The following is a 23,434-nucleotide window of genomic DNA, read 5'->3' on the forward strand; positions in this document are numbered from 1 at the left end:
CTGGGAGGGGATCAGGCAGTGGTGCCCCAGGACGTGCGGTGGGCGCAGTTCGCGTCGTGCTCGGTCGCGCACGACGTCCACCAGCGCTCGCAGCACGCCGCCTCCACCTCGGCCCGGGCGACCGCCGCGGCCGCCGCGTCGCGCCAGGCCGCCCGGCGGCCCTCGCGCTCGCGCAGGACGGCGACGGTCCGCCGTTCGTCGGCGATGACGGTCTCGCGGACCACGCCCAGGACGGGGGCGAGAGAGGCGGCGGCCATGGCGAGGGTGGTCCACGCGGGCACCGCCCCCCAGGTGCGCACGGTGCAGAAGGCGAGCCAGAGGGCGACGGCGATGTACATGACGGTGAGAACCCTGCTGCCCCTGCTCATGCTCGTCTCCCCTGCGGTCCGTCGGTCCGATGGGCATCGGATGCCCCGAAAGCGTCCGGGCATGACACCCAGTCGCGGTACGTCCCGGGGTTTCCCGAGTTCGTTGTCGCGTGGGCGCGTCGGCGCGGACGCCGGGGATGCGGACCGGTCGGATCGGGAGTGCGCTAGATTTTGCTCGCCTTTGACCGCGATCCTTCACGATCCCTCACGCTACGGAGCCGGCGCACCCCATGAACGACATCGTCAACGGACTCGGCCGGGCCAGTGCCTACGGTGCACTCGGCCTGCTCCTGCTGGTCCTCGGCATCTTCCTGGTCGACCTGCTGCTGCCGGGCAGGCTCGGCCGGCAGATCTGGCAGGAGCGCAACCGCAACGCGGCCGTGGTGCTCAGCTCCTCGCTGCTCGGCATCGGCGGCATCGTGTTCACCTCGATCTGGACGACGTACGACGACTTCGGCAAGGGCCTGGTGTCCACCGCGGTGTTCGGCGTGCTGGGGCTGGTGATGATGGCCGTGGCGTTCTTCGTGGTGGACCTGGTCACCCCCGGACGCCTGGGCGCCACACTGGTGGAGGTCGAGCCCCACCCGGCGGTGTGGGTGACCGCGTCCTGCAACATCGCCGTGTCCGCCGTCATCTCGGCGTCCATAGCCTGACCGGACCCGCTCCTCCCGTCCACGTGTCACCGCCCGGCCGGCGCCCGGGCGGGGCGCGGCGGCCGGGCGGCGCGCCCGCTGAGGTTCAGCCGCCGGCGCAGGTGAGGGGCGGGGGCGCGCCCGGCCCGCCGGTGACCGTGAAGCCGAAGGTGGCCGAGCCGGCCGGGGCGAGGACGCCGTTCCACTCGGCGTTGCGCACCGTGATCGTGCCCGTGGTGCCGGTGCTGCGGCCGTTCCAGACACTGCCGAGGGACTGCCCCCGGGCGAGCGTCAGCTCGACGGTCCAGCCGCGGAGGGCGGCGGAGCCTGCGTTGCGCACGGTCACCTCGCCCTGGTAGCCGCCGGACCAGCTGTTGACCGTACGGAAGGCCGCGGTGCAGCCGTCGCCCGGCGTGCCGGGGCCTCCGGTGTCGCCGCCCGGCCCGCCGGTGTCGCCGCCGTCGCCCCCGTTCCCACCGGTGTCGCCGCCGTTGCCGCCCCCGCTGGTGCCGCCGTCGGCGAGGACCGGGGTCTGCCAGTCCCGCCAGGCCGACAGGTCGGCGGACTTGGCGGGCGAGATCCGGAACACCCCGGAGGAGCCGCCGGAGTTGAGCAGGAACTTCTGGATGTTCTGCTGGAGCGGGGGGCGCCACTCCGGGCGGGCCGCGCAGTGCGTGCCGTCCTGGACGTCGGACCAGTAGCTGATGTCGCCGCCCGCGCCCAGCGCCTTGTAGACCTCGGCGCCGCCGAGCGCGGCCAGGCTGCCGGACCGGGCGCCCAGCCAGTCGACGTGCGGGTTCTCCATGATCAGAAGGCCGCGCGGGGCGATCATGCCCACGATCTGGTGGGTGTCCACCGGCAGGTTCGCGGGGCTGCCGGTGAAGGAGCCGAACGCGTCGCCCAGCCACGGCTGTTCGGAGTACGCGCTGCTGAGCGGCTGGGCCCCGCTCTCCTGCGGGATGCCGCGGAAGGCGCCGGTGCCCCCGCTGCCCGACTCGATCGGCATGGTGAGGGCGATCCGCTGGTCGAAGGCGCCGGCCACGAAGGCGCCCTTGCCGAACCGGGAGCAGCCGGTGACTCCGGTGGCGTCCGCGCGGAGCACGCTGCCGTCCGCCTGCTCGATGACGTCGATGACGCGGCTGACGCCCCACGACCAGGCCATCAGCAGTCCGGTGGGGCTGGAGGAGCCGTGGAGGGTGTAGAAGGCGCCCTGCTTGGCGGAGCGGGAGGTGCCCTCCCGGCCCAGCGCGTAGGGGTCGAGGGAGATGACGGCCGCGCCCGCGTTCTTGATGGCGGTGGTGTCCGCGCCGAGTCCGCCGAGCACCACGACGGCCGGGAACGGGCCGGTGCCGCTGGGGAGTTCGACCCCGGCGGTGAAGCTTGCGCTCCTGCCCTGGTGGCTGACCCGCACGGTGATGCCGGTACGGGAGACCGTTCCGGTGACGCTGTCGGGCCGGGCGGGCTTGTCCCCGTAGACGTGCCGCTCGGCGAGCTCCCGGATCTCCGCGCGGCGGCACCGCCAGTCCTCGCGGGTCGAGACGCGGGTGCCGTTCGCCTTGAGGAACGGGTCGGGGAGCTTGGCCCGGGAGGTCGTCGAGCCCGACGGGAGGACGGGGCAGTCGGCGCCGTCGTCCTCGACGCCGGGCGCGGCGGCCGCTGCGGGGACGAGCGCGTCAGGGGTGCTCCGTGGTGGGAGAAGCGCGACCAGGGCGAGGGCGACGGCAGCCGCGAGGACGGCAGCCGCCCAGGCCCGGAGCCGGTGTCCGGGCAGGCGCATCGGTACCTCCGAAAGGGGGGTGGGAGCGCTCCCAGACTAGAAATGCCCTCAGGGGCATGACAACAGCGTGGACAGAGGTGCGTGAAGTTGACTGTTTCGAAGCGTCACCGGAAGACACGAACGGCCGCTCGTCTGCGGTGACGCACACGGCCGGACGCGGAAACCGCACGTCCGGACCGGCCTGCCCGACCGAAGATTTCGCCCTGCTCCCGCACGGCACCGGCGCCCGGGGCGGACACCTGACGGGATCCGGCCGGCACCCGGTGGCCGTCAGGCCACCCGGCGCCGTTCCTGCGTCACCGCGCGGGCGGGGGCCTGGGGGACGCGGGTGGCCGTACGGACGCGGTACGTCGTGCGGTTGGGGTCGACGACCGGCTCGCCGAGCGTGATCCGGCCCGCCGCCTGCAGCTCGTCGCACTCGGCGGTGGGCAGCGCGGCGTAGCAGCCGCCTCTGCCGGTGGCCGGGTCGATCGGACGCCAGTAGCTGTACCGGCGGCGGCCGTTGGCGAACACCGTGACGTACGTCGGGGTGCGCGGGTCCGCGATGATACGCAGCACGTCGGCCGCCGTCCCGGGCGACGTGGGCGCGGCGGCCGGGACGGCCGGGGCGGCGGACGCCCGGGCGCGCCGTCGGCGGACGGTCGGCAGGTCGACGAGGGTGTGCGAGCGGTCGACGGTGGCAAGCATCTGAAGGACCTTTCCGGAGCCGGACACGAGACCGTCTACCCAGCACCGAGCCGGAGTTGATCTCCTTTTCCGATCATTGTGCAACCTCACACCGACAACGTGCGACGGTTTTCGGTCGTTCCCGGTCGACGTATCGACATAGTGATGTCATCAGGCATCGGCGAGCGGATCGTGACCCCAGTTCATCAGCGAGTGCCGCCAGCGGGTGTCGGCGACGTCGCCGGAGGGGCGCTGCGCGAGGTGGCGGTGGAGGTAGCCGACGACCTTGCGCATGTGGGCGTAGTCGTCCTCGGTGAGGTCGGCGCGCCTGGCGCGCAGAAGGGTGACGATGCGCCGTCCCGAGGCGTGCCCGGCCGACTCGCCGCCGTCCTTGTGCTGGCCCGCGCTCCGTGACTCGTCCGTCTCGAGCCACTTCTCCAGGTCGTCGGGCTTCATGTTGACCAGCTTCCGGAACTCGTCCCAGGTCTCCCCGTCGTCCGCGGCCACGGCCCTCACTTCCCCTTCTTCCTGAGCGCGGACGGCTTGTGCACCGCGGCCTTGCCGGATGTGTCGCTGCGCACCTCGTACTGCGGCTCCTCCTCGGAGGCCGCGACGGTGCGTCCGGCCGCCTCGGTCCGCTCGGTGATCTTCCGCTCGACCTCGCCCGTCGTCTCGCTGCCGTGGCTGCTCCAGGCGACGTGGTCACCCTCGTGCAGGTCCTCGCCGGACTTCTTGCCGTCCTTCACCATGACCGGCGCCTCCTCCGTGTCGACCGTGGGCCGCTTCCCACCCTGGCGGCAGCGACGGCCGCGCGCATCTCGGGCGGACGGCCGTCCGGGCCGGCCCCGGGGAGGGGGCCGGCCCGGACGGGTGGGGATCGGCGCGCCGGAGGGGCCGGACGGGCCGTGCGGGTCAGACGAGGTCGAACCGGTCGAGGTTCATGACCTTGTCCCACGCCGTGACGAAGTCCCGCACGAACTTCTCCTTGGCGTCGTCGCTCGCGTAGACCTCGGCGAGGGCGCGCAGCTCGGAGTTGGAGCCGAACACCAGGTCGGCGCGGGAGCCGGTCCACTTCACCTCGCCGGTGACGGCGTCGCGGCCCTCGAACGCGGTCCGGTCCTCGGACGTCGGCTTCCACGTGGTGCCCATGTCGAGCAGGTTGACGAAGAAGTCGTTGGTCAGGAGGCCCGGGGTCTCGGTGAACACGCCCTGGGACGACCGCTGGTGGGTGGCGCCGAGGACCCGCAGGCCGCCGACGAGCACCGTCATCTCGGGGGCGCTCAGGCCGAGCAGGTTGGCCTTGTCGACGAGCAGGTACTCGGCCCCCAGCCGGTTGCCCTTGCCCAGGTAGTTGCGGAAGCCGTCGGCGGTCGGCTCGAGCGCGGCGAACGACTCGACGTCCGTCTGCTCCTGCGTGGCGTCGACGCGGCCTGGGGTGAAGGGCACCTCGATGTCGAAGCCGGCGTCCCGCGCGGCCTTCTCCACGGCGGCGACGCCGCCGAGCACCACCAGGTCGGCGAAGGAGACCCGCTTGCCACCGGTCTGCTCGGCGTTGAACGCCTCCTGGACGCCCTCCAGGACGCGGATGACGCCCGTGAGGCGGTCGGGGTCGTTGACCTCCCAGCCGCGCTGCGGCTCCAGGCGGATGCGGCCGCCGTCGGCGCCGCCGCGCTTGTCGCTGCCGCGGAAGGAGGAGGCCGCCGCCCACGCCGTCGACACGAGGTCGGACACGGACACGCCGGCGGCGAGGACGCGTTCCTTCAGCAGGGCGATGTCGGCGGCGTCGACCAGCTCGTGGGCGCGCTCCGGCAGCGGGTCCTGCCACAGCAGCGTCTCCTCCGGGACCTCGGGGCCGAGGTAGAGGGACTTCGGGCCCATGTCGCGGTGGGTGAGCTTGTACCAGGCGCGGGCGAAGGCGTCCGCGAACTCCTCCGGGTTCTCGTGGAACCGGCGGGATATCTGCTCGTAGACCGGGTCGAAGCGCAGCGCCAGGTCGGTCGTGAGCATCGTCGGCGGGTGCTTCTTCGACGGGTCGTGCGCGTCGGGGATGACGGCCTCGGCGTTCTTGGCCACCCACTGCTTGGCGCCGGCCGGGGACTCGGTCAGCTCGTACTCGTACTCGAACAGGTTCTTGAAGAACCCGTCGCTCCACCGGGTCGGCGTGGCGGTCCAGGTGACCTCCAGGCCGGAGGTGATGGTGTCGGCGCCCTTGCCGGTGCCGTAGGTGTTGCGCCAGCCCAGGCCCTGCTCCTCCATGGAGGCGGCCTCGGGGTCGGGGCCGACGTGGTCGGCGGGGCCCGCGCCGTGGGTCTTGCCGACGGTGTGGCCGCCGGCGATCAGGGCGACGGTCTCCTCGTCGTTCATCGCCATCCGGCGGAACGTCTCACGGATGTCGCGGGCCGCGGCGATCGGATCGGGGTTGCCGCCCGGGCCCTCGGGGTTGACGTAGATGAGGCCCATCTGGACGGCGCCGAGCGGGTTCTCCAGCTCCCGGTCGCCGGAGTAGCGCCGGTCGTCGAGCCAGGTGGTCTCGGGACCCCAGTAGACGTCGTCCTCCGGCTCCCACACGTCCTCGCGGCCGCCGCCGAAGCCGAAGGTCTTGAAGCCCATCGTCTCCAGCGCCACGTTGCCCGCGAGGATCAGCAGGTCGGCCCAGGACAGGCTCCGGCCGTACTTCTTCTTCACCGGCCACAGCAGACGGCGTGCCTTGTCGAGGTTGGCGTTGTCCGGCCAGCTGTTGAGCGGGGCGAACCGCTGCTGGCCGGAGCCGGCGCCGCCGCGGCCGTCGCTGATGCGGTAGGTGCCGGCGCTGTGCCAGGCCATGCGGACGATCAGCGGACCGTAGTGTCCGAAGTCGGCCGGCCACCAGTCCTGCGAGGTGGTGAGGGTCTCGGCGATGTCCCGCTTCACCGCCGGCAGGTCGAGCGACCGGAACGCCGCCGCGTAGTCGAAGTCCTCGCCGAGCGGGTTCGCGGCCGGCGGGTTCTTCGCGAGGATCTTCAGGTTCAGACGGTCGGGCCACCACTGACGGTTGCCGCCGCCCTGGGTGGGGTGCGGCGCGCGGCCGTGCGCCACCGGACAGCCGCCTGCCTCCTCCGCCTTGGGATCGGTGACGATCGCGTCATGGTTCTCGGTCATGGAAGTCCTTCCGGGCGAAAAGGGTCCGCGCAGCTCAGCCACTGCGGGAGGGGGAACTTCCGGGGCGCGGGCCCCGGGAGACGGCTTCGGCCTCGTCGGCCCCGAGGCCGTGGCCGTCGGACGCGGTCCGGCAGGGCGCCTCACCGACCGCGCGGTCGATGTCGGCCACGACGCCGCGGGAACGGCACACCAGATGGCGAGGGGCGTTTCCGGCCCGTCCCTCATGGGGAAGGCGCCGCCCGCCGGTGCGGGGCGCCGCACCGGGCCCGCGGCGCTCGGCGCGTGCGGTCGTCGCGGCGACGGTCCCGACGCCGCGACGACCGCGATGGCGGACGGTGCCGGGGAGCGCGACGCGGGCGGCGGTCACGCGAAGCCCCGCACGGGGCGACCCCTCGGCGGTGGTCGAGACGGCCGGGACGCGGTCATGCGCCGAACCTACCGCCGGGAACGCGAACAGTTCCAGAGAACGAACGGATCCAGTCTTGGGACGTGTCCGGTAATGGTCGATGGCTCCCCGCTCGCGCGCCGGGGACACCGCTCACCTCCCCCGACGGCGTCCGGCCGGGGGGAGTTCACCGCAGGACGTCCAGCGCCCCCGGAAGGATCCTCGCCGTGACGGGCAGGGTCGCCTCGACCTCTCCGTCCGTGCCGTACGGCACGGCCCGGTCGGCCTCGATGCGGATCTCCTGGCCGCGCAGGACGCGCACCTGGGGGCGGTGCACGTGGGCGCCGGTGCGCAGTTCGTTCATCAGGGCGAAGAACAGCAGGCGGGGCGCGTCCCGGACCATGACGACGTCCAGCAGGCCGTCGTCCAGCCGGGCGTCCGGGGCGATGAGACGGCCGGATCCGTACGTGCCGGAGTTGGCGGCCACCACGGTGTAGCCCGTGTGGGTGTGTTCCGCACCGTCGACGGTGACCCGGTAGCGGGCCGGACGCCAGGTGGTGACGGCCCGCAGGCCGCCCGCGTAGTAGGACGCCGGACCCCGCAGCAGACGGGAGCGGTTGGCATGCCGGTTGGCGAGCGCGTCCACCCCGGCGTAGACGCTGCCGAGCACGACGGCGCGGTCGTGCGCGGCCGAGGTGACCTCGATGGTGTCGACGGGGCGCGGCTCGGCGTGCAGCAGGAGCGCGGCCAGGTCCTTCGGGTCCTGGGGCAGGCCGAGCGCGCGGGCGAAGTCGTTGCCCCGGCCGGCCGGGACCAGGCCGAGCGTGGCACCGGTGCCGCTGAGGGCGCCGCCGACGCAGCCGGCCATGCCGTCCCCGCCGACGGCCAGCACGGTACGGCCCGACCGCCCGGCGGTGAGCGCCAGTTCCCTGGCGTGGTCCAGACTCCGGCTGTACTCGGTCACCAGTTCCGCGCCCGCCTCGCGCAGATGCCGGGCGACGGCGAGCAGCACGGCGGCGGAACCGGCCGCGCCCGCGGCGGGATTGACGACGGCGGTGAACTGTCGCATCGGGGTGCCTCCGGGGCGGCCGACGGGATGGGGAGGGGGTGCGGGGTGCACTGGCGGGTGCGGTGGCGGGCCGCGGCGCCCCTGGAGGGAGGCGGTGCCACCGGGCAGGGCGGCCCGGACGGGCGGTACGGCAGGCCCTCGGCGGCCCGCACCGCGGTCCGGGAGGCGACCGGTGCCGGTCAGCCGGCCGGCAGCGGGGTGCCGGGGCCGGGCACGCCCGTCGGGTACGGCCGAGGCTCGACGGCGCGCGGCGCGTCGACGCCGAGCGGGCCCGCCTCGCGCGGACGCCGGGCGACGGCGAGCGGCACGGCGACGGAACCGGCCGCGTCCATGGTGGAGTCGACGGCGGGGGTGGCGTGGCGCATCGGGGTGCCTCCGGGACGACGAGGACGGGGAAGGCGCACGGAGCCCGGGCGGGGCGTGGTGACCGGCGGGGCCCCGGCCCGGTGACCCGTCCCGGGCGGTGCCCCCGGCATCACGGTCCGGGCAGGGGCGGCCCGGACCGTGGGTCTGCACCACCGCCCGGGACGGGACCGGCGCCGGTCAGCCGGCCGGCAGCAGGACGCCGGGGTTGAGGATCCCCGCCGGGTCCAGCCGGTTCTTCACCGCGCGCAGCGCGTCGACGCCGAGCGGGCCCGCCTCGCGGAGGTACCAGTCGCGGTGGTCGGTGCCGACGCCGTGGTGGTGGCTGATGGTGCCGCCGGCGGCGAGGATCGCCTCGTTGGCGGCGTGCTTGGCGCGCGTCCAGTGCGCCACCGGGTCCTCCCCCTGCGCGGACACCACCGTGAAGTACAGGGAGGCGCCGTTCTCGTAGACGTGGGAGATGTGGCACATGACCAGCGGCGGGGTGCCGGCCCCGGTGAGGGTGGCGGTGAGGGCGTCGCGGACGGCGGCGTACAGCCCGGGGAGGCGGGACCAGAACGTCGCCGTCTCCAGCGTCTCCACGAAGGCCCCGGCGTCGAGGAGGGCGTCCCGCAGGTACGGCGCGGCGTAGCGGCCGTGGGCCCAGCGCCGGCCGGGCTCCTCGCCGAGGGGGGTGCCGCCGCACTCCCGCAGGACGGCGGCGGCGCGCTCGCGCCGGTACGCCGTGTCCTCCTCGGTGCCCTCGTAGCCGGCGACGGCGGTGCAGCCGTCCGCCCGGAGGCCGCCGGCGCCGATCGCCCCGGGATGGGCGAGGCCGACGAGGGTCTCGGTCTCGTCGGACAGGCGCAGCACGGTGGGGCGGGGTCCGTCCTGGGCGAGCCGGCGCAGGGCGGCGGCGCCCGCGTCGAACGTGGGGAATCTCCAGCCTTCGTAGGCGCGGGTCCGCGGCACGGGGCGGACGCGCACGGTCACCGAGGTGATGACGCCGAAGGCGCCCTCCGAGCCGAGGAGGAGCTGGCGCAGGTCGGGGCCGGCCGCGGAGCGGGGGGCGCGGCCGGTGTCGAGGGTGCCCTCGGGGGTGGCGAGGGTGAGGGAGAGGACCATCTCGTCGAAGCGGCCGTACCCGGCGGAGGCCTGGCCGCTGGAGCGGGTGGCGGCGAAGCCGCCGATGGTGGCCCATTCGTAGGACTGCGGGAAGTGGCCCAGGGTGAAGCCGTGTCCGGCGAGGAGCGCCTCGGCCCGCGGCGCCCTCAGGCCGGGCTGCAGGGTGGCGGTGCGGGAGACCGGGTCGAGGTCGAGCAGGCGGTTCATGCGCCGCAGGTCCAGGGCGACGAAGGGGCCGCGCGCCTTCGGGGAGAGGCCGCCGACGACGGAGGTGCCGCCGCCGAACGGCACGGCGGTCAGGCCGTGTTCCGCGCACAGCCGGAGCACGGCCAGCACCTCGTCGTGCGTGGCGGGCAGCAGGACGGCCGCGGGGAGCGCGGCGGCGAGGTCGCCGGCGCGGATGCGCAGCAGGTCGGGGGTGGACTTGCCGCGGGTGTGCCGGACGCGGGTCTCGGCGTCGGTGCGGACGTGGGCCTCGTCGCCCAGCGCGGCGGCGAGGGCGCGGTGCGCGTCGGGGGCGAGCGGACTCGCGGGGACGGGCAGGTCCTCCAGGGCGACGGGCGCCGTCTGCCACGGCTTGACGCCGAGCAGGTCGCGCAGCAGCCCGGTCACCGCGTCGGGCAGCGGGGCCGCCCGTTCCGGGTCGCCCCAGCCGCTCCAGAGCATGTCCATGTCTGTCGTCCCCACGGGTCGGAAGAGAGCGATGCCGTCGCCCGACGGCCTCACGTGGCGTTACACTGTGACACATGACGCCTAACCGTCACAACAGCTCGGCAGGTTCGGACAACGACGCGGTGCTCGACGCGGTGCGCGACTGCGTGCTGGCCGTCGGGGTGCGCCGCACCACGCTCACCGACGTGGCCCGCCGCGCCGGTGTCTCCCGCATGACGCTGTACCGGCGCTGGCCCGACGTACGGTCCCTGGTCGGCGACCTGATGACCCGGGAGTGGATCGCGGTGGCCACCGGGGCCATGCCCGGGCGCAGAGCGGACGTGTCCGCGCGGGAGCTGCTCACCGAGGGACTCGTCGTCGCGGTGCGGGACTTCGTGGCCCACCCGCTCTTCCGCAAGATCCTCGACGTCGACCCCGAACTGCTCCTCCCCTACGTGCTGGACCGCCGCGGGGCGAGCCAGGAGGCCCTGCTGGAGCTGCTGGCCGGCGTGCTGCGCGAGGGGCACGCCGACGGCTCGGTGCGCGTCGCGCCCGTCGCACGGCAGGCGCGGTCGGTGCTGCTGATCGTGCAGTCCTTCACCCTGTCCCTGCGGACCATGACCGACGAGGACGACCCCGAGCTGACCGCCGAGGCGTTCCTCGGCGAGCTGCGCGGCATCCTGGAGAGGACCCTCACGCCATGACCCCCCTCAGCGGCTCGTCCCTGTCGGCCGCCCGGCGCGCCCGCGAACTGACCGGTTCCGTGAACGGCGACGCCGTGGACGTGCTGGTCGTCGGCCTCGGCGTGACCGGCGCGGGCGCCGCCCTGGACGCCGCGGCGCGCGGACTGCGGGTGGTGGCCGTCGACGCCCACGACCTGGCGTTCGGCACCTCCCGCTTCAGCAGCAAGCTGGTCCACGGCGGGCTCCGCTACCTGGCCTCCGGCCGCCTCGGCGTCGCCCACGAGAGCGCGGTGGAGCGCGGGATCCTGATGGAGCGCACGGCGCCCCATCTGGTCCGCGCACAGCCGTTCGTGCTGCCGCTCACCCCGCTGGTGTCGCACGGTCAGGCGGCCCTGGCGCGGGCCGGTCTCCATGCCGGGGACACCCTGCGGCTGGCGGCGCGCACGGCGCGGGCCACGCTCCCGGCGCCGCGCCGGCTCTCCGGGGTGGAGACCCGCCGTCTCGTGCCCGCGCTGCGGCTCGACGGTCTGCGCGGCGGACTGCTGTCGTGGGACGGGCGGCTCACCGACGACGCCCGGCTGGTGACCGCGCTGGCCCGGACGGCCGCCGCGCGCGGCGCGCGGATCCTCACCCGCGTCCGGGCGCTGGAGCTGACCGCGACCGGTGCGCGGGTCCGGGACGAACGCACCGGCGAGGAGGGCGAGATCCGCGCTTCCGCGGTGATCAACGCCACCGGGGTGTGGGCGGGCGGCCTCGTCGACGGGGTCCGCGTCCGCCCCTCCCGCGGCACCCACCTCGTGCTCCGCGCGGAGAGCCTCGGGCGGCCGGCCGCGGGACTGCACATCCCCGTGCCCGGGGAGACCAACCGCTTCGTCCTGGTCCTCCCCCAGGACGACGGCCGGGTCTACGTCGGCCTCACCGACGAACCCGTGGACGGCGACGTCCCCGACGTCACCGAGGCCCCGGAGACGGACATCGGCTTCCTGCTGGACGTCCTCTGCTCGGTCCTGCGCGTACCGGTGCGCCGCGACGACGTGGTGGGCGCGTTCGCCGGTCTGCGCCCCCTGCTGGACACCGCGCCGGAGCACGCGGACGCGCCGCCGCGGACCGCCGACGTCTCCCGGCGCCACGCGGTGCTGACCTCGTCGGAGGGCGTCGTCACGGTGGTCGGCGGCAAGCTCACCACCTACCGGCGGATGGCCGAGGACGCCGTCGACGCGGCCGTCCGGCTCCGGGGTCTGGCCGCCGGCCCGTCCACCACCGCCTCCCTGCCCCTGGTGGGCGCGGCTCCGCCGCACGCCCTCGCCGGCCTGCCCGCGCCCCGCCGCCTGGTCCGCCGCCACGGCACCGAGGCGCCGGCGGTCCTGGCGCTCGCCGAGCGGGACCCCCGCCTCGCCGGGCCGGTCCTGCCCGGCCACCCGGTCACCGGCGCGGAGGTGCTGTGGGCCGTGCGGCACGAGGGCGCGCTGGACGAGGAGGACGTCCTGGACCGCCGTACCCGCATCGGCCTGGTCCCGGCCGACCGTGCCGCGGCGCTGGACGCGGTGCGCGCACTGCTGGCGGAGGACCTCCCGCGGAGCGCCCGCCGCCCCGCGTGACGGTCGCCGCCGGATCGGCGGCCTCGTTCGTGCCGGTCCGCGAGACGTGCGGCATGCCCGGTGAGAAGTACGGCCTGCTCCGCGAGGCGTGCGACGACGAGGCGCGGCGCACAGCCGGGCCGGGCGGCCGTGTCGCGTCGCGTCGAGGAGCCGGAGAAGCCGCACCGGGCCGCCACGGCCAGGGGCGAGGGCGAGCACCCGGCGCGGGCTTCCCCTTCCTCAGCCGCCGTGCACCCCGACCTCGCGCAGCGAATACCCCCACCGCGTCCCCCGGTCCAGGAACCGCAGGCGGACGTGACGGGCCTCGACGGGGGTGAACACGGCCGTGTCCAGCCCGCCGTCGCCCGCGGTCGTGGACCATGCGGTGCGCCAGTGCGTGCCGTCGGCCGACACGTCGACGCGGTACGAAGTGCCGTACGCGCGTTCCCAGTCGAGGGTGACGCGTCCGACCCGGTGGGTCGCGCCGAGGTCGAGGTCCAGCCACTGGTCGTCGGTCCGGTCGCCGGCCCAGCGGGTGCTCCGGTCGCCGTCCACGGCCCGGGCGGGCGCGTAGTCGGTGAACGGGTTCCACTCGGTGGAGGAGGCCGTCGCCCGGGCGTCCCGGGCGAGGTTCTCCGCCGGGCGGTGCCGTTCGGTGGCGCCCCACGTCCCCAGGTAGGACTCGGCGCCCCGGAAGAGGTCGTCCACCACGTCCTGCCCGCCGACGCGCCGGATGTCCTCGATCCAGTCGGGCACCAGCCCGTAGTGCGCCGCTCCGTCGGTGTTCAGGTCCCAGGTGCGCTGCCCCGTGGTCTGCCGGTCGAGGACGGAGCCGCCGTCGGCGCTGCGGAAGGGGTAGCGGACGGGGTCCGGGGCGTCCGCCCCGCGCGGGGCGGGCCAGCCGCCGACTCCGTTCATGTCGGTGCCGAAGCCGTAGCCGACGCCGTACGCGTCCCGCAGTTCTTCCGTGCGCCCGGCCTCGGCGACGAACCGCTCGGAGCCGTTCATGTACTGGGCGGTGAACCCGCCGAGCCGGTAGAGGCGTTCGGTCCAGTCCAGGTCCATCCAGCTGTGCGAGGAGAGGACGCCCGGGTAGGACGCGGCCTCGAAGAGGTCGAGGACCCGGCCGGCCGCCTTGACGCTCATGTGGTCGATCTCGAGCATCATGGCGCGTCGCATCAGGCCGCGCACGGCGTACTCGCCGAGGTCGGTCAGCCCGCGCACGTTGCACCGCGCGTCCGCGTCGTAGGCCGGGACCTCCACGCCCGCGGGGAGGCGCCGCTCGGCTCCGGGGGCGGCGGCGAGGCCGATGGGGTTGTCGTGCTGCGGGCCGGTGCACGGCTCGGTGCGCCAGAAGGTGCCGGTGGACAGGAACTGCCCGACGTTGACGGCGGTGCCGAGCGCGCCGGAGTCGAAACGCACCCCGCACAGCGCGTTGTCGAACTTGTGGCACAGAAACATGCTGCGCACGCCCAGGTCGTACAGCTCGTCGAGGCCGGCGTCGATGTCGTCCCGGTCGCACTGCGCGACGTCCAGGATCTGCTTGCAGCCGAAGGGCTCCGACATCTCGACGCCGAGCACCACGGCCAGCTTGCCCTGCTCGATCACCTCACGCGCCTGCGCGCTGTCGGTGACGATCCGGAACCATCCCTTGCCCGGCCCGCCGTACATGGCGTCGACGTAATCCTGCATCCGGTGGGTGAGCCGGGCCTGGAGGCGGATGGAGGTCATCTCGTCGCAGCCGCGGTCCTTGAAGAAGTACACCGAGCAGATGACGCCGTTGGTGACGAGGTCGTTGACCAGCACGCGCTGGCCGCCCCGCCAGGCGCGCTCGATCCAGGCGTAGTAGTTCTGCTGGTGGGTCAGCGAGTCGTGCGCGGGCCAGTCGGCGAAGGTGGGCCAGCCGTCCGGGTCGTGGCGGCCGTCACCGCCGTTGGTGAGGAAGTCGAAGACGGCGAGGGAGCCGTCGGGATAGTGCTCGGGACAGTCCTTGAGCGCGTCCGCGATGCCCTTCTCGGAGAACGCCTTGCCGCAGATGAGCCGTCCGCCGAAGGCCTCGTTGGACATGATGTGGTTGTGCGCGTCGACGAATCCGCGCACCCGGCCGGCGGAGTCGGTCCCCTTGAACGGCTCCCCGGTCACACCGATCCGCGAGTCCGGGGCGGGCCTGGCGACCGGGTCCCACCAGGGGCCGTCGGCGGCGGAACTGGAGGTGGGCGTGAGCGCGGCGGCCAGGACGAGGAGGAGCAGCGTCACGACCCCGAGGGGTCGTCCTGTGCGAGAAGTGGTCACCGGCGGGTCCCTCCGTCGACGGAGCGGTCATGACCGGGCTCGCCGTGCGAGGCGTCACGATCCGCGCAGATCCCCCCTCGGGGAGCGTCGCTATTTGTGCGTACGCCGTCAAGACTGTGCGCACGCCCGCGTCCGCCGGCCGGGCGGGGCCACGGCCCTTCCGCCCGTGGCCCCGCCCGTCCGCCGCTACGGCGTGAGCCGCGCGTCCGCCCAGTCGGCGTGGTCGGAGTCGACGCCGTCCCCGCCGTCCAGCACCCGCAGGGTCAACCGCCGTACGCCGGTGACGTCCACGTCGACGCGCAGGGCCGGGCCGGCGCCGCCGAGCACCTCGGTGGTCAGCAGGCTCCGGCCGTCGCCGAGCACCTCGAAGGCCACGGTGCCCTTGCCGCCGACCTCGTCGTCGACCCCGACCACGGCCGCGAACCGCCGGTACCGGCCGTCGAGTCCGACGACCACCTCGCCGGCCGCGTGCGTCCCGAGGCCCTTGTCGTACACCGCGCCCCGCAGGGTGAGCGACCGTCCGTCGGCGAGGTCGCGCTCACCGTTGGACAGGTCGCGCTCGACCGGCCCCCACCCGTTGCGCTCGGTGATGAACGGCAGGTCGCTCACGTAGGTGACGCCCGGCTCCGGCACGAACACCCGCACCGGGCGCTCCACCCGCAGCACCCCGGAGCCCGGCCGGTGGGGCGTGCGGTACTCCGCGCGCACGGTCAGGTCGTAACCGCCTGGCCGCACGTCCGACGGCGCCCGCACGGTCCAGTCGCCCGACAGCTCCTCCCCCGTGGGCAGTCCGGCGGCCGTGGGGTCCTCGCCGTCGACGGCCCAGCCGTCGGGGACGCCGAGCGTCAGCCGGACCTCCGTGGCGGGCCCGGACTCCTCCACCGCGAACCGGCCGGTGACGGCGACGGAGCCTCCCGGGTCCGTCTCGGCGCGCGCCGGACCGGCGGTGAGCGCGGTGAGCGGCAGCCTGGTCACCGGCCGGTCGCAGGTGTCGCGGCCGGGCGTGAACCGGCAGACCTGCGCGGCGAATCCGCCGTGCTCGGCCGTCGGCACGTCCAGGGCGTCCCGGCGGGTGACGAGGTGCCGTTCGCGCAGCAGCCCGCCGTCCTCTCCGTCCCGGACGACCTCCGCCAGCCAGCGCCCGCCGCCCAGGAAGTCCAGCGGCACCCGCTCCGTCCCGGCCGCACCGGCGTGGACGCCGCCCAGGAACCAGCGGTCGCCGTGGCGCCGGGCGAAGGTCGCGCTCTCCCCGGGCCGCCCGGACAGCAGTCGCGTCTCGTCCCACACGGCCGGCACCTGCTCCAGGAACCGGGTCAGCTCCGGCCGCTCCCGGTAGGCGGCGACCGAGCCGGCGAAGTTCTGGAAGCCGGACTCGAAGACCACCGACAGCGCCAGCTCGGCCGCGTCGGAGACGGTCCGGGCGCCGAACTGGAAGCCCATCGGCGTGTAGTCCATCGAGCCGACCACGTTGCGGGTGTACGGCAGCGCCGTCAGCCCCGCCGCGGGCACGGTGCCCTGCTCGGCGCCGTACACCGCCTCCAGGGTCATCACGTGCGGCCAGGTCCGCTGGACGCCCTTGGGCAGGGTCGCGCCGTGGAAGTTGACGAGCAGCCGGTGCCGGGCGGTGTCCCGGAGGACGGCGTCGTACCAGCGGAAGCGCTCCTGGGAGTCGGAGTCCATGAAGTCGATCTTCAGTCCGGCCGCGCCCCACCGCTTCACCCGGGGCAGGAACGCGGCGCGCTCGGCCGCCGTGTCCAGGTCGCTGTAGTGCACCCAGAGCAGGACGTCGACGCCCCGCTGCCGGGCGTACGCGATCAGCTCGGGCATCCAGTCGGTGGTCTTCCAGCCGTCGTCGACCAGGGTGTACGGCCAGCCGTGGGCCGCGGCGAGGTCGACGAAGCGCTGCTGGGCGGCGAGGTCGCGCTGCGCGGCGCCGAAGCCGTCCAGCCAGGACCAGGCGACCTTGCCGGGCCGGATCCACGAGGTGTCCGCGATGCGCGACGGCGGGGCGAGGTCGTCGACGAGGGTGGACTCCGTGACGGTGGCGAGGTCGCCGACGACGGCCGTCCGCCAGGGCGTGGCCAGCGGCCCCCGCGAGGTCACCTCCGGGTCCGCCAGGCGCACCGCGTAGTGCCCGTCGCCCTCGTGGAGCAGCCGGCTCGCGTCGTACCGGCCGTCGACGTCCGACTCGGTGAGCAGGGCGTACGTCTCCCCGGCCCGGAACAGCGCCGGGTAGGCGTAGGCGCCGGCGGCCGCGCCCGCCGCGGTGGCCGGGGCGTACAGGCGCTCGTAGTTGACCGAGTAGGGCGTGAGCCAGGCCCGCGCGGCGGCGGGCGGCCGGAACGCGGACGCCTCCCGCCGCACCGTGACCGTGCCGGGGCCGGGCAGGACGTAGCGGTAGGCGACGCCGTCGGCGGCGACCCGGACCACCAGGCCGAGGCGGGCGCCGTCCCGGCCGGTGAAGGTGAACCGCGTCTCCGTCATGCGCGCGGTGCGGCGGAGCCGTTTGCCGGTGGTCATGACGTACCGCTCGGTCACCTGCCGGGTGTGCCGGGACTCCGCGCGCAGTCCCGAGGTGAGGTCGGCCGCGGAGGTGACGATGCCGAGGGGGGCCGGTTCGAGCACCGTGGTGGCGCCCTTGCGCGCGGTCAGGGTGAGGGTGCCGTCCGCGGGGTCGAGGCGCACGACGGCCGTGACGCCGTCCCGCGGCGCGCCGGGCTGGTGCACGGTCCAGGCACCGCCCCGCCCGGCGGCCTGCGCGGGCGCGGTGAGGGCGGACAGGGCGAGCACGGCGGAGAGCAGCAGGGTGAGGAGGGTGGCGGGGAGCGTCCGGAGCGGGCCGCCTGGCGCTGAGCGCGACGATCTGGGCACGAGGGCCTCCGTCCAGGGGTGACATCGTTGTCGGGCTGAGTCGCGGGACAACCCTTCCCACTCACCCGCTCCTCAACCGCCGTGTGTCACAAGGCGGTTCGACGACGGCTCAATCCCTCTCGGTCTCGTAGTGCAGCGAGATGGAGCGCAGGACGTCGGCGGACGACACGTCGGTGCGGCCCTCGTCGTGGATCTCGGCGAGCTGGACGAAGGCGAAGGTGAGCGCCGAGGTGATCTGCACGATGGCCGGCCCGAGCTTCTCGGTGACGATCTCCGCCACCTCGCGCGCGGTGGCGTCGGCCGGGAGCTGGATGCGCGGCAGCATGTCCTCCAGCAGTCCGGCCACCGCGCTGTCGGCGGTCACGTCGGCCTCCGGGTCCGCGCGCAGCCGGCGCCGCATCTCCAGGGCCTCCGTGAGGATGCCGACGCTCCGCTGCATGATCTCGCGCTGCTCCATGCGGCCAGCCTTCACACCGACTGGCCCGGCCAAACGCGTTCTGCCTATCATCCTGGTGCATGCGGCTTTCCTCCGGTTCGTCCCCTTCGAGGGCGGACCGGGAGTGTCCCCGTCCGAGTGAGTGATCCATGTCCCGCACCGGCTCCAAGGACCACGGCGACGAGCTGCTGACCAGGCTCGGGACGCTGACGGCCCAGGCCCGTGCGGCGGCGGAGGTGCAGCGCTCCCGGGTGGAGCTGGCCGTGGCCCTGCAGCGCGGGATGCTGCCGAGGGGGCTGCCCGCCGCCGACGGCGTACGGCTCGCGGTGCGGTACGTGCCCGCCAACCAGGGCCTCAACGTGGGCGGCGACTGGTACGACGCCTTCACCATGCCCGACGGGCGGATCGGCCTGTCCATCGGCGACGTGCAGGGCCACAACATCGAGGCGGCCGCCTTCATGGGGCAGGTCCGGGTCGGGCTGCGGGCGCTGGCCTCCGTGGACAGCGACCCGGGCGAGCTGCTGGCGCGGACGAACGAGCTGCTGCTGACGCTGAGCTCGGACCTCTTCGCGACCTGCACCTTCCTGCGCCTCGACCCGGAGACCCGGCTGCTGGAGAGCGCCCGCGCCGGTCATCTGCCGTGCGTGTGGGCCACGGCGGACGGGCGGTCCGGCGTGACGGACGACGAGGGCGGTCCGCCGCTGGGCGTGCAGTCCGGCGCGGTGTTCCCGGTGACCCGGTACCGGCTGGACTCCGGCGGGGTGTTCGTGATGGTCACCGACGGGGTCGTGGAGGGTCCGTCGCTGCATCTGGACGAGGGGCTGGAGCAGGTCTCGCGGCTCGCGGGCATCGCGGCGGTGGCGGGCATGGACGCGGACGCGCTCGCCGCCGCCGTGATCAAGGGCGCGACCGAGGTGGGGCACGACGACGACGCGGCGGTGCTGGTGATCGGGCACGACCGGCCGGGCGGTCAGCCATAGGGCCGACAGCCCCGCGCCTCTCACCTCGCCGTCGCGGCCGCCTCGGTGTGTGATGGCAGGTGTGGTGGCTCGCCAGGATCTCCGTACACCGGCCGTCTACGCGCTCCAGACGCTGGCCGTCGCCGCCTGCTGCTACGCCGGAGGCCGCCTCGGGCTGCTGTACGAACTGACCGTCGGCGGTTCGGTGGTGTCCCCCGTCTGGCCGCCGACCGGGGTCGCCGTCGCCTCCCTGCTGCTCTTCGGACCGCGCTGCTGGCCGGGCATCACCCTGGGCGCGCTGCTGGTGCTCGTCCACCTCACGTCGTTGGAGTGGTCGTCGCTGGGCGTGCTCCTCGGCGCCACCGTGGCGCCGCTGTGCGCGTACCTGTTGCTGCGCAGGGCGGGTTTCCGCACCGGCCTCGGCCGATTACGCGACTGCCTCAGCCTGGTGTTCCTCGGCGGGTTCGCCGCCATGCTGATCAGTTCCACGACCGGCACGCTGGTCCTCCTCGGCACGGGTGACCTGCCGGCCGGGCGCTTCTGGCCGGTGTGGCTGGCCTGGTGGGTGGGCGACGCGATGGGGGTGCTGCTCGTCGCCCCGGTGCTGCTGATCCTGCCCCGGATGCGCTCCCCCGTGCACTGGAGGCGCTGGAAGGAGGCGCTGAGCCTGGTGGTGGTCGCGGGCGTCCTCGTGCCGTTCGCCACGCACGGCTCGGCCAGTCTGCTGTTCTCCGTCTACCCGCTGCTGATCTGGGCGGCGCTGCGGTTCGAGCTGCCCGGCAGCGTGCTGTGCGCCCTGTTCGCCTCCCTGATGGCCACGGACGCGGCGACCGAACGGGCGGGCACGTTCGCGCGTCTGTCGGAGCCGCAGATCATGGTCAGTCTGCAGGCGTTCAACGCGGCGGCGGCCCTGACCTCGCTGCTGCTGTCCGCGGTGATCACCGAGCAGCACAACACCCGGCGGTCCGTGGAGCGGGCGTGCCAGGAACTGGTGGAGGTGCTGGAGCATCTGACGGCGGGCGAGTCCGCCCTGCCCGGACGGCCGCAGCGGGAGGAGGACCCCGGCGCGGGCTGAACGCTCGGCGTGCGCGAGCGGCGTGCGCGAGCGGCCGGGCCGACGCGACCCGTTCTCCGACCGCGGGGTGCGGTCCTCCGGTGCGTACGACGACAAGGCGCTCGACGCGGGCTGGAGCGGTTCACCGCCTCACCGCCGGCCGTGCGCGACCTGCCGTACGGCAGCGGCCTCGCCGGGCGGGTCGCGGTCCCGGTGCCGACGCCGCACGCCGAGAACGGCCCGACCGCGTGCGTCGGGCACGAGGCGGCCCGCCGCTACGCGGTGCGGGGCGCGCACCGCTGGCGGTGGCCCGCGCGGACGTTCACCGACGAGCACTCCGTGCCGAGCGACGCCGAGTACGCCGTCTCACCGGCGACACCGGACCGCTGGGTGCGCACGGGGCAGTGGCCGGTCGCCGCGGCCGGTCACCGGGGGCGCCCCGCGTTCGACCGTGTGCACGCCACCGCGTCCTCTACAACCCGGAGTACCGGCCGTCGTCGTGTGCCTGCCGGGCGGACCCCCTCCCGGGCGGCACGTCCCGGCCGGCGACGACGGCCGCGCGGGGGATGGGCTGGAGCCGCGTCCCGGGGGCAGGCATCACCCCCCTGGCCTGCCGGCCCGTCCGGGGCGGTGGTCAGGTGCGCAGGGACGCGGCGTCGCCCATGACGACCACCGGGTGCAGCGCGGGGTCGAGGGCGAGCAGCAGGTCCCGCATGTGCTGTTCCCTCAGGCTCACGCAGCCCTGGGTGGGGCCGTCGTGGTCGACGTGCAGCCAGATGCCGCCGCCCCGGTCGGCGCCCAGCGGCCGGGTCAGGTCCAGCGGGGACGTACCGGGTACGCGGTTGTAGTCGATGGCGACGACGTAGCCGAAGGACCCCTCCAGCGGTTCGCCCTCGAAGCCGGTGCCGCTGACGACGAATCCGTCCGACCGGTCGTAGGGCAGCCGGGTGCCGGGGTCGGGGAGCAGTCCGCCGGCGTCGGAGAGGGTGTAGACGCCGATGGGCGAGCGCAGGTCGCCCGCCCGGTGGTCGTCGGTCCAGCCCTTCAGCGCGTTGCGGGCGGGCCAGGCGGGGCCGGCCTCCCAGCCGGTGCCGGTGTGCCGGTACAGCACGGCCTCGGAGTGGTTGGCGTTCCGGTCGCGTCCGGTGACCACGAGCACCTGGCGTGCGCCGGCCGGGATCCAGGCCCGGGTGCGGGGGCCGAGGCCGGGGATGACGGCGGGCGCCCCGGCGGCCGGGCGGCCCCGCGCGGTGCCGGCCGCTCCGGCCGCCGGGGCGGTCGCGGACGGGTTCTCGCGTGCGGTGCCGCCGGTGGCGGCCGGGTCGTCCCGGACGCCCGTGCCGCTGTCCGTCCCGCACCCGGTGAGGGCGGCGAGGAGGACGAGGACGACGGCCCGCAGCCACACCCCGGTGCGGAGGCGGACGGGTCCGGCGGACGGCCGCCGGGCGGCGCCGGACGCGACGCGGGGCGCACGGTCCGGGCAGTCGATCATTGAAGCCATGCCCTCAGCGTGACTTCGTCTTCCCGTGAACGCCTCGGCTCCCCGCGCGCGTCCGTGCGAAGTCCCTCGTCCGCGCCGCCCGCGACCGGCGCCGCCCGCGGCACGACGCCTCCCGGCAAGGGACCGTACGGGCGACGGGACCGCACCCTCGCGTGGGGTGCGGTCCCGCCGGACGGAGCAACCGGCGTGTGAACGCCTGCCGGCCGGTCACGAAGGTGACGCCCGGTTCGGTCGGCACGTCGCCTTCCGCCGAACCGGTGAGGGTGGCGTGCGTCGGGGTGGCGCCGCCCCGGACCCCGCCCCTGACGGGGATGCCGGCGCCGTCGTCGGACTCGCTGACGGTGACGTCCGGGATCCGCACGTCCGGCAGGGCGCCCCCGCCCGTCGTGGACCGGACGCCGTCGTACGCCGAGCCGTGGAGCACGGTGCCCGGGCGGTCCCGATAGGCGCCCGTGCGCCCGTCGTCGGCGTGGGCTGCCACGAAGGAGTGAATCGTGCAGGAGGCCTCGACGGGTGGCCCCAGTGCCGGACCGGTCCCGTGGGCCGGTGGCTGACCGGGGCTCCCTCCCGCGTCCTCGCCGTCCGCCTCGAGCGCGGACGGCCGGGCCGCGTTCCAGCAGGCGTGGCGGTCGCCCGGACGCGCAGACGCCGTACGTGGCGCTCCGGGACGTCGAGGGGGACGGTGTCGCCGCGGTCGGGGTCGAAGCGGTGGGCGGTGAGCGGAGCCCCCTCGAGTCCCGCGGACGTCAACCGCGCAGCCCTTCGGGAGTGTGCGGAGGAGAAACGGTCAACCCCACCGGCCGTACCATGACTGGCCACCGGCAGACCCCACGACGAAAGGACACCCGCATGTCCGACCACTCGACCGTCGCCACCACCGATCTCACGTCGCAGTACGTCACCCAGGTCGCGAACGACCTCGAGCGCAACGCCAAGGAGCAGGAGCGGGTCAGCGCCGAGATCGCGGAACTCCAGGGGCAGTTGGCCGCGCTCCAGCGCGACCACGCCCTGCTGGTGAAGGTGCGGCAGGCGCTGGACCTGGCGGCCGCGCCCGCGAGTGCCGCGGCGCCTGTCGTTCCTGCGGCGGACGCCGGGGGCGGCGTCGAACCCGCCTCGGTCACCGAGCCCTCGGACGAGCAGCAGGCCGACGAGCCGGCCGAGGAGGCAACCGTGTCCGGCCAGGCCACCGTGCCCGCTCCGCGCAGCCGCAGCGGCCTCGGGTCCGGGGCGGAGAAGCCGAAGCGGGCCCGGAAGAAGGTGCCGGCGGGTACTGCGGCCAGGTCCGGGGACGTCTCCTCGACGAAGGCCGGGGGCACGTCCGCCGACGCGGCGAAGCCCGCCCGTGCCACGTCCGCGCGCAAGCCGGCCACCGCGAAGCCCGCGGGGAAGGCGTCGGCGGTGAAGGCACCGCGCAGGGCGACGGCCTCGGCGAAGGCTTCGGCGCCTGCCAAGGGCGACGCGCCGAAGCTGGTCGACCTCGTCCGTCGGCATCTGGACGAGCAGAACGAGCCGCGCTCGGCGGCGGAGGTCGCCGCGGCGCTGGGCGAGGCGCATCCCGGACGCACCGTCAAGGTGACGGTGGTCCGCTCCACGCTGGAGGGGCTCGTCGCGCGCAACCAGGCCCAGCGCACCAAGCAGGGCACCTCGGTGTTCTACACCGCGCCCGACGGCGGCACGCCGGCCCCGGAGCGGGCGTCGGACGCGCGGTCCTGAGGCCGGCCGGCCTCGTTCACGGGCGCGGGAGCCGTCCTCCGCCCGGACGACCTCCACGGCGCCGTCGTCCACACGCACATCGGTCACCGCCACCGCCCGCTCCGGGTGCGGGGCGTCCGGGCCGACGGCGAGGGACGTCCTGGCGCGGCCCTCCGGTCCGTCGGAGCGCCTCCCCGACCGGGACGGGCGGCCCGG

At 74.9% G+C, this 23,434-nt stretch carries 19 protein-coding genes; 6 read left to right on the top strand and 13 right to left on the bottom strand.

The features are described 5' to 3' along the window. Positions 1 to 11 precede the first annotated feature (11 nt). Complete coding sequence (locus tag ACWH4W_RS23425) at positions 12 to 368, bottom strand: hypothetical protein (protein WP_473077824.1); 357 nt, start codon at positions 366 to 368, stop codon at positions 12 to 14. A 230-nt stretch (positions 369 to 598) separates the two neighbouring features. Between ACWH4W_RS23425 and ACWH4W_RS23430 the strand changes: the two genes are divergently transcribed. Then, positions 599 to 1,021, top strand: coding sequence for a DUF350 domain-containing protein (locus ACWH4W_RS23430; RefSeq protein ID WP_473077825.1), 423 nt, complete (start codon positions 599 to 601; stop codon positions 1,019 to 1,021). A gap of 85 nt (positions 1,022 to 1,106) precedes the next feature. Here the strand turns inward: ACWH4W_RS23430 and ACWH4W_RS23435 are convergent, their stop codons facing one another. The 8 genes from ACWH4W_RS23435 to ACWH4W_RS23470 form a co-directional block, all read right to left on the bottom strand. Continuing rightward, a complete protein-coding gene (locus ACWH4W_RS23435; RefSeq protein ID WP_473077826.1) occupies positions 1,107 to 2,777 on the bottom strand; it encodes a glucuronyl esterase domain-containing protein in 1,671 nt (556 codons plus the stop codon). A gap of 270 nt (positions 2,778 to 3,047) precedes the next feature. Beyond that, positions 3,048 to 3,464, bottom strand: coding sequence for a hypothetical protein (locus ACWH4W_RS23440; protein WP_473077827.1), 417 nt, complete (start codon positions 3,462 to 3,464; stop codon positions 3,048 to 3,050). A gap of 150 nt (positions 3,465 to 3,614) precedes the next feature. After that, the gene (locus ACWH4W_RS23445; protein ID WP_473077828.1) at positions 3,615 to 3,959 is read right to left on the bottom strand and encodes a DUF3140 domain-containing protein; all 345 of its coding nucleotides are present in this window, start codon (positions 3,957 to 3,959) and stop codon (positions 3,615 to 3,617) included. Then, a complete protein-coding gene (locus ACWH4W_RS23450) occupies positions 3,956 to 4,192 on the bottom strand; it encodes a hypervirulence associated TUDOR domain-containing protein (RefSeq protein ID WP_473077829.1) in 237 nt (78 codons plus the stop codon). Before ACWH4W_RS23450 ends, ACWH4W_RS23445 begins: the two co-directional genes overlap by 4 nt. Before the next feature lie 163 nt (positions 4,193 to 4,355). After that, positions 4,356 to 6,581, bottom strand: a complete 2,226-nt coding sequence (katG, locus tag ACWH4W_RS23455) for a catalase/peroxidase HPI (protein WP_473077830.1) — start codon at positions 6,579 to 6,581, stop codon at positions 4,356 to 4,358. Between the two features lie 572 nt (positions 6,582 to 7,153). Next, positions 7,154 to 8,035 (bottom strand): diacylglycerol/lipid kinase family protein, encoded by an 882-nt coding sequence (locus ACWH4W_RS23460; protein ID WP_473077831.1) that lies wholly within the window; start codon positions 8,033 to 8,035, stop codon positions 7,154 to 7,156. Positions 8,036 to 8,214: 179 nt separating this feature from the next. Further along, positions 8,215 to 8,400 (bottom strand): hypothetical protein, encoded by a 186-nt coding sequence (locus ACWH4W_RS23465; RefSeq protein WP_473077832.1) that lies wholly within the window; start codon positions 8,398 to 8,400, stop codon positions 8,215 to 8,217. 178 nt (positions 8,401 to 8,578) lie between these two features. Beyond that, positions 8,579 to 10,174, bottom strand: coding sequence for an FAD-binding oxidoreductase (locus ACWH4W_RS23470; protein ID WP_473077833.1), 1,596 nt, complete (start codon positions 10,172 to 10,174; stop codon positions 8,579 to 8,581). A 74-nt stretch (positions 10,175 to 10,248) separates the two neighbouring features. Between ACWH4W_RS23470 and ACWH4W_RS23475 the strand changes: the two genes are divergently transcribed. Together ACWH4W_RS23475 and ACWH4W_RS23480 are read left to right on the top strand one after the other, a co-directional pair. Next, positions 10,249 to 10,857, top strand: a complete 609-nt coding sequence (locus tag ACWH4W_RS23475; RefSeq protein WP_473077834.1) for a TetR/AcrR family transcriptional regulator — start codon at positions 10,249 to 10,251, stop codon at positions 10,855 to 10,857. Then, complete coding sequence (locus ACWH4W_RS23480; RefSeq protein ID WP_473077835.1) at positions 10,854 to 12,434, top strand: glycerol-3-phosphate dehydrogenase/oxidase; 1,581 nt, start codon at positions 10,854 to 10,856, stop codon at positions 12,432 to 12,434. Before ACWH4W_RS23475 ends, ACWH4W_RS23480 begins: the two co-directional genes overlap by 4 nt. A 219-nt stretch (positions 12,435 to 12,653) precedes the next feature. Here the strand turns inward: ACWH4W_RS23480 and ACWH4W_RS23485 are convergent, their stop codons facing one another. From ACWH4W_RS23485 to ACWH4W_RS23495, 3 genes are all read right to left on the bottom strand, one after another. Further along, positions 12,654 to 14,705: a discoidin domain-containing protein gene (locus ACWH4W_RS23485; RefSeq protein WP_473077836.1), complete on the bottom strand. Its 2,052-nt coding sequence runs from the start codon at positions 14,703 to 14,705 to the stop codon at positions 12,654 to 12,656. Between the two features lie 186 nt (positions 14,706 to 14,891). Next, positions 14,892 to 17,576 (bottom strand): NPCBM/NEW2 domain-containing protein, encoded by a 2,685-nt coding sequence (locus ACWH4W_RS23490; RefSeq protein ID WP_473077837.1) that lies wholly within the window; start codon positions 17,574 to 17,576, stop codon positions 14,892 to 14,894. 109 nt (positions 17,577 to 17,685) lie between these two features. Further along, positions 17,686 to 18,033 carry a hypothetical protein gene (locus ACWH4W_RS23495; RefSeq protein WP_473077838.1) on the bottom strand — a complete coding sequence of 116 codons (348 nt, stop codon included), beginning with the start codon at positions 18,031 to 18,033 and terminating at the stop codon, positions 17,686 to 17,688. Positions 18,034 to 18,161: 128 nt separating this feature from the next. On the opposite strand from ACWH4W_RS23495, the gene ACWH4W_RS23500 reads away from it, so the two are divergent. Both ACWH4W_RS23500 and ACWH4W_RS23505 read left to right on the top strand, forming a co-directional pair. Beyond that, entirely contained in the window at positions 18,162 to 18,992 is an 831-nt protein-coding gene (locus ACWH4W_RS23500) for a PP2C family protein-serine/threonine phosphatase (RefSeq protein ID WP_473077839.1), read from the top strand. Between the two features lie 61 nt (positions 18,993 to 19,053). Beyond that, positions 19,054 to 20,046, top strand: coding sequence for an MASE1 domain-containing protein (locus ACWH4W_RS23505; RefSeq protein ID WP_473077840.1), 993 nt, complete (start codon positions 19,054 to 19,056; stop codon positions 20,044 to 20,046). A gap of 613 nt (positions 20,047 to 20,659) precedes the next feature. Here the strand turns inward: ACWH4W_RS23505 and ACWH4W_RS23510 are convergent. Continuing rightward, positions 20,660 to 21,517, bottom strand: a complete 858-nt coding sequence (locus tag ACWH4W_RS23510) for a hypothetical protein (RefSeq protein WP_473079243.1) — start codon at positions 21,515 to 21,517, stop codon at positions 20,660 to 20,662. An 858-nt stretch (positions 21,518 to 22,375) separates the two neighbouring features. Between ACWH4W_RS23510 and ACWH4W_RS23515 the strand changes: the two genes are divergently transcribed. Then, positions 22,376 to 23,239 carry a hypothetical protein gene (locus tag ACWH4W_RS23515; protein WP_473077841.1) on the top strand — a complete coding sequence of 288 codons (864 nt, stop codon included), beginning with the start codon at positions 22,376 to 22,378 and terminating at the stop codon, positions 23,237 to 23,239. Positions 23,240 to 23,434 lie beyond the last annotated feature (195 nt).

It is taken from the genome of Streptomyces sp. DSM 120436 (assembly GCF_055778765.1).

Coding starts and splice junctions, on each gene's coding strand:
- ACWH4W_RS23475 (WP_473077834.1), top strand. CDS start 10,249: ATGACGCCTAACCGTCACAACAGCTCGGCAGGTTCGGACAACGACGCG.
- ACWH4W_RS23470 (WP_473077833.1), bottom strand. CDS start 10,174: ATGGACATGCTCTGGAGCGGCTGGGGCGACCCGGAACGGGCGGCCCCG.
- ACWH4W_RS23460 (WP_473077831.1), bottom strand. CDS start 8,035: ATGCGACAGTTCACCGCCGTCGTCAATCCCGCCGCGGGCGCGGCCGGT.
- ACWH4W_RS23435 (WP_473077826.1), bottom strand. CDS start 2,777: ATGCGCCTGCCCGGACACCGGCTCCGGGCCTGGGCGGCTGCCGTCCTC.
- ACWH4W_RS23495 (WP_473077838.1), bottom strand. CDS start 18,033: ATGGAGCAGCGCGAGATCATGCAGCGGAGCGTCGGCATCCTCACGGAG.
- ACWH4W_RS23510 (WP_473079243.1), bottom strand. CDS start 21,517: ATGATCGACTGCCCGGACCGTGCGCCCCGCGTCGCGTCCGGCGCCGCC.
- ACWH4W_RS23465 (WP_473077832.1), bottom strand. CDS start 8,400: ATGCGCCACGCCACCCCCGCCGTCGACTCCACCATGGACGCGGCCGGT.
- ACWH4W_RS23440 (WP_473077827.1), bottom strand. CDS start 3,464: ATGCTTGCCACCGTCGACCGCTCGCACACCCTCGTCGACCTGCCGACC.
- ACWH4W_RS23500 (WP_473077839.1), top strand. CDS start 18,162: ATGTCCCGCACCGGCTCCAAGGACCACGGCGACGAGCTGCTGACCAGG.
- ACWH4W_RS23425 (WP_473077824.1), bottom strand. CDS start 368: ATGAGCAGGGGCAGCAGGGTTCTCACCGTCATGTACATCGCCGTCGCC.
- ACWH4W_RS23430 (WP_473077825.1), top strand. CDS start 599: ATGAACGACATCGTCAACGGACTCGGCCGGGCCAGTGCCTACGGTGCA.
- ACWH4W_RS23515 (WP_473077841.1), top strand. CDS start 22,376: ATGTCCGACCACTCGACCGTCGCCACCACCGATCTCACGTCGCAGTAC.
- katG (WP_473077830.1), bottom strand. CDS start 6,581: ATGACCGAGAACCATGACGCGATCGTCACCGATCCCAAGGCGGAGGAG.
- ACWH4W_RS23480 (WP_473077835.1), top strand. CDS start 10,854: ATGACCCCCCTCAGCGGCTCGTCCCTGTCGGCCGCCCGGCGCGCCCGC.
- ACWH4W_RS23450 (WP_473077829.1), bottom strand. CDS start 4,192: ATGGTGAAGGACGGCAAGAAGTCCGGCGAGGACCTGCACGAGGGTGAC.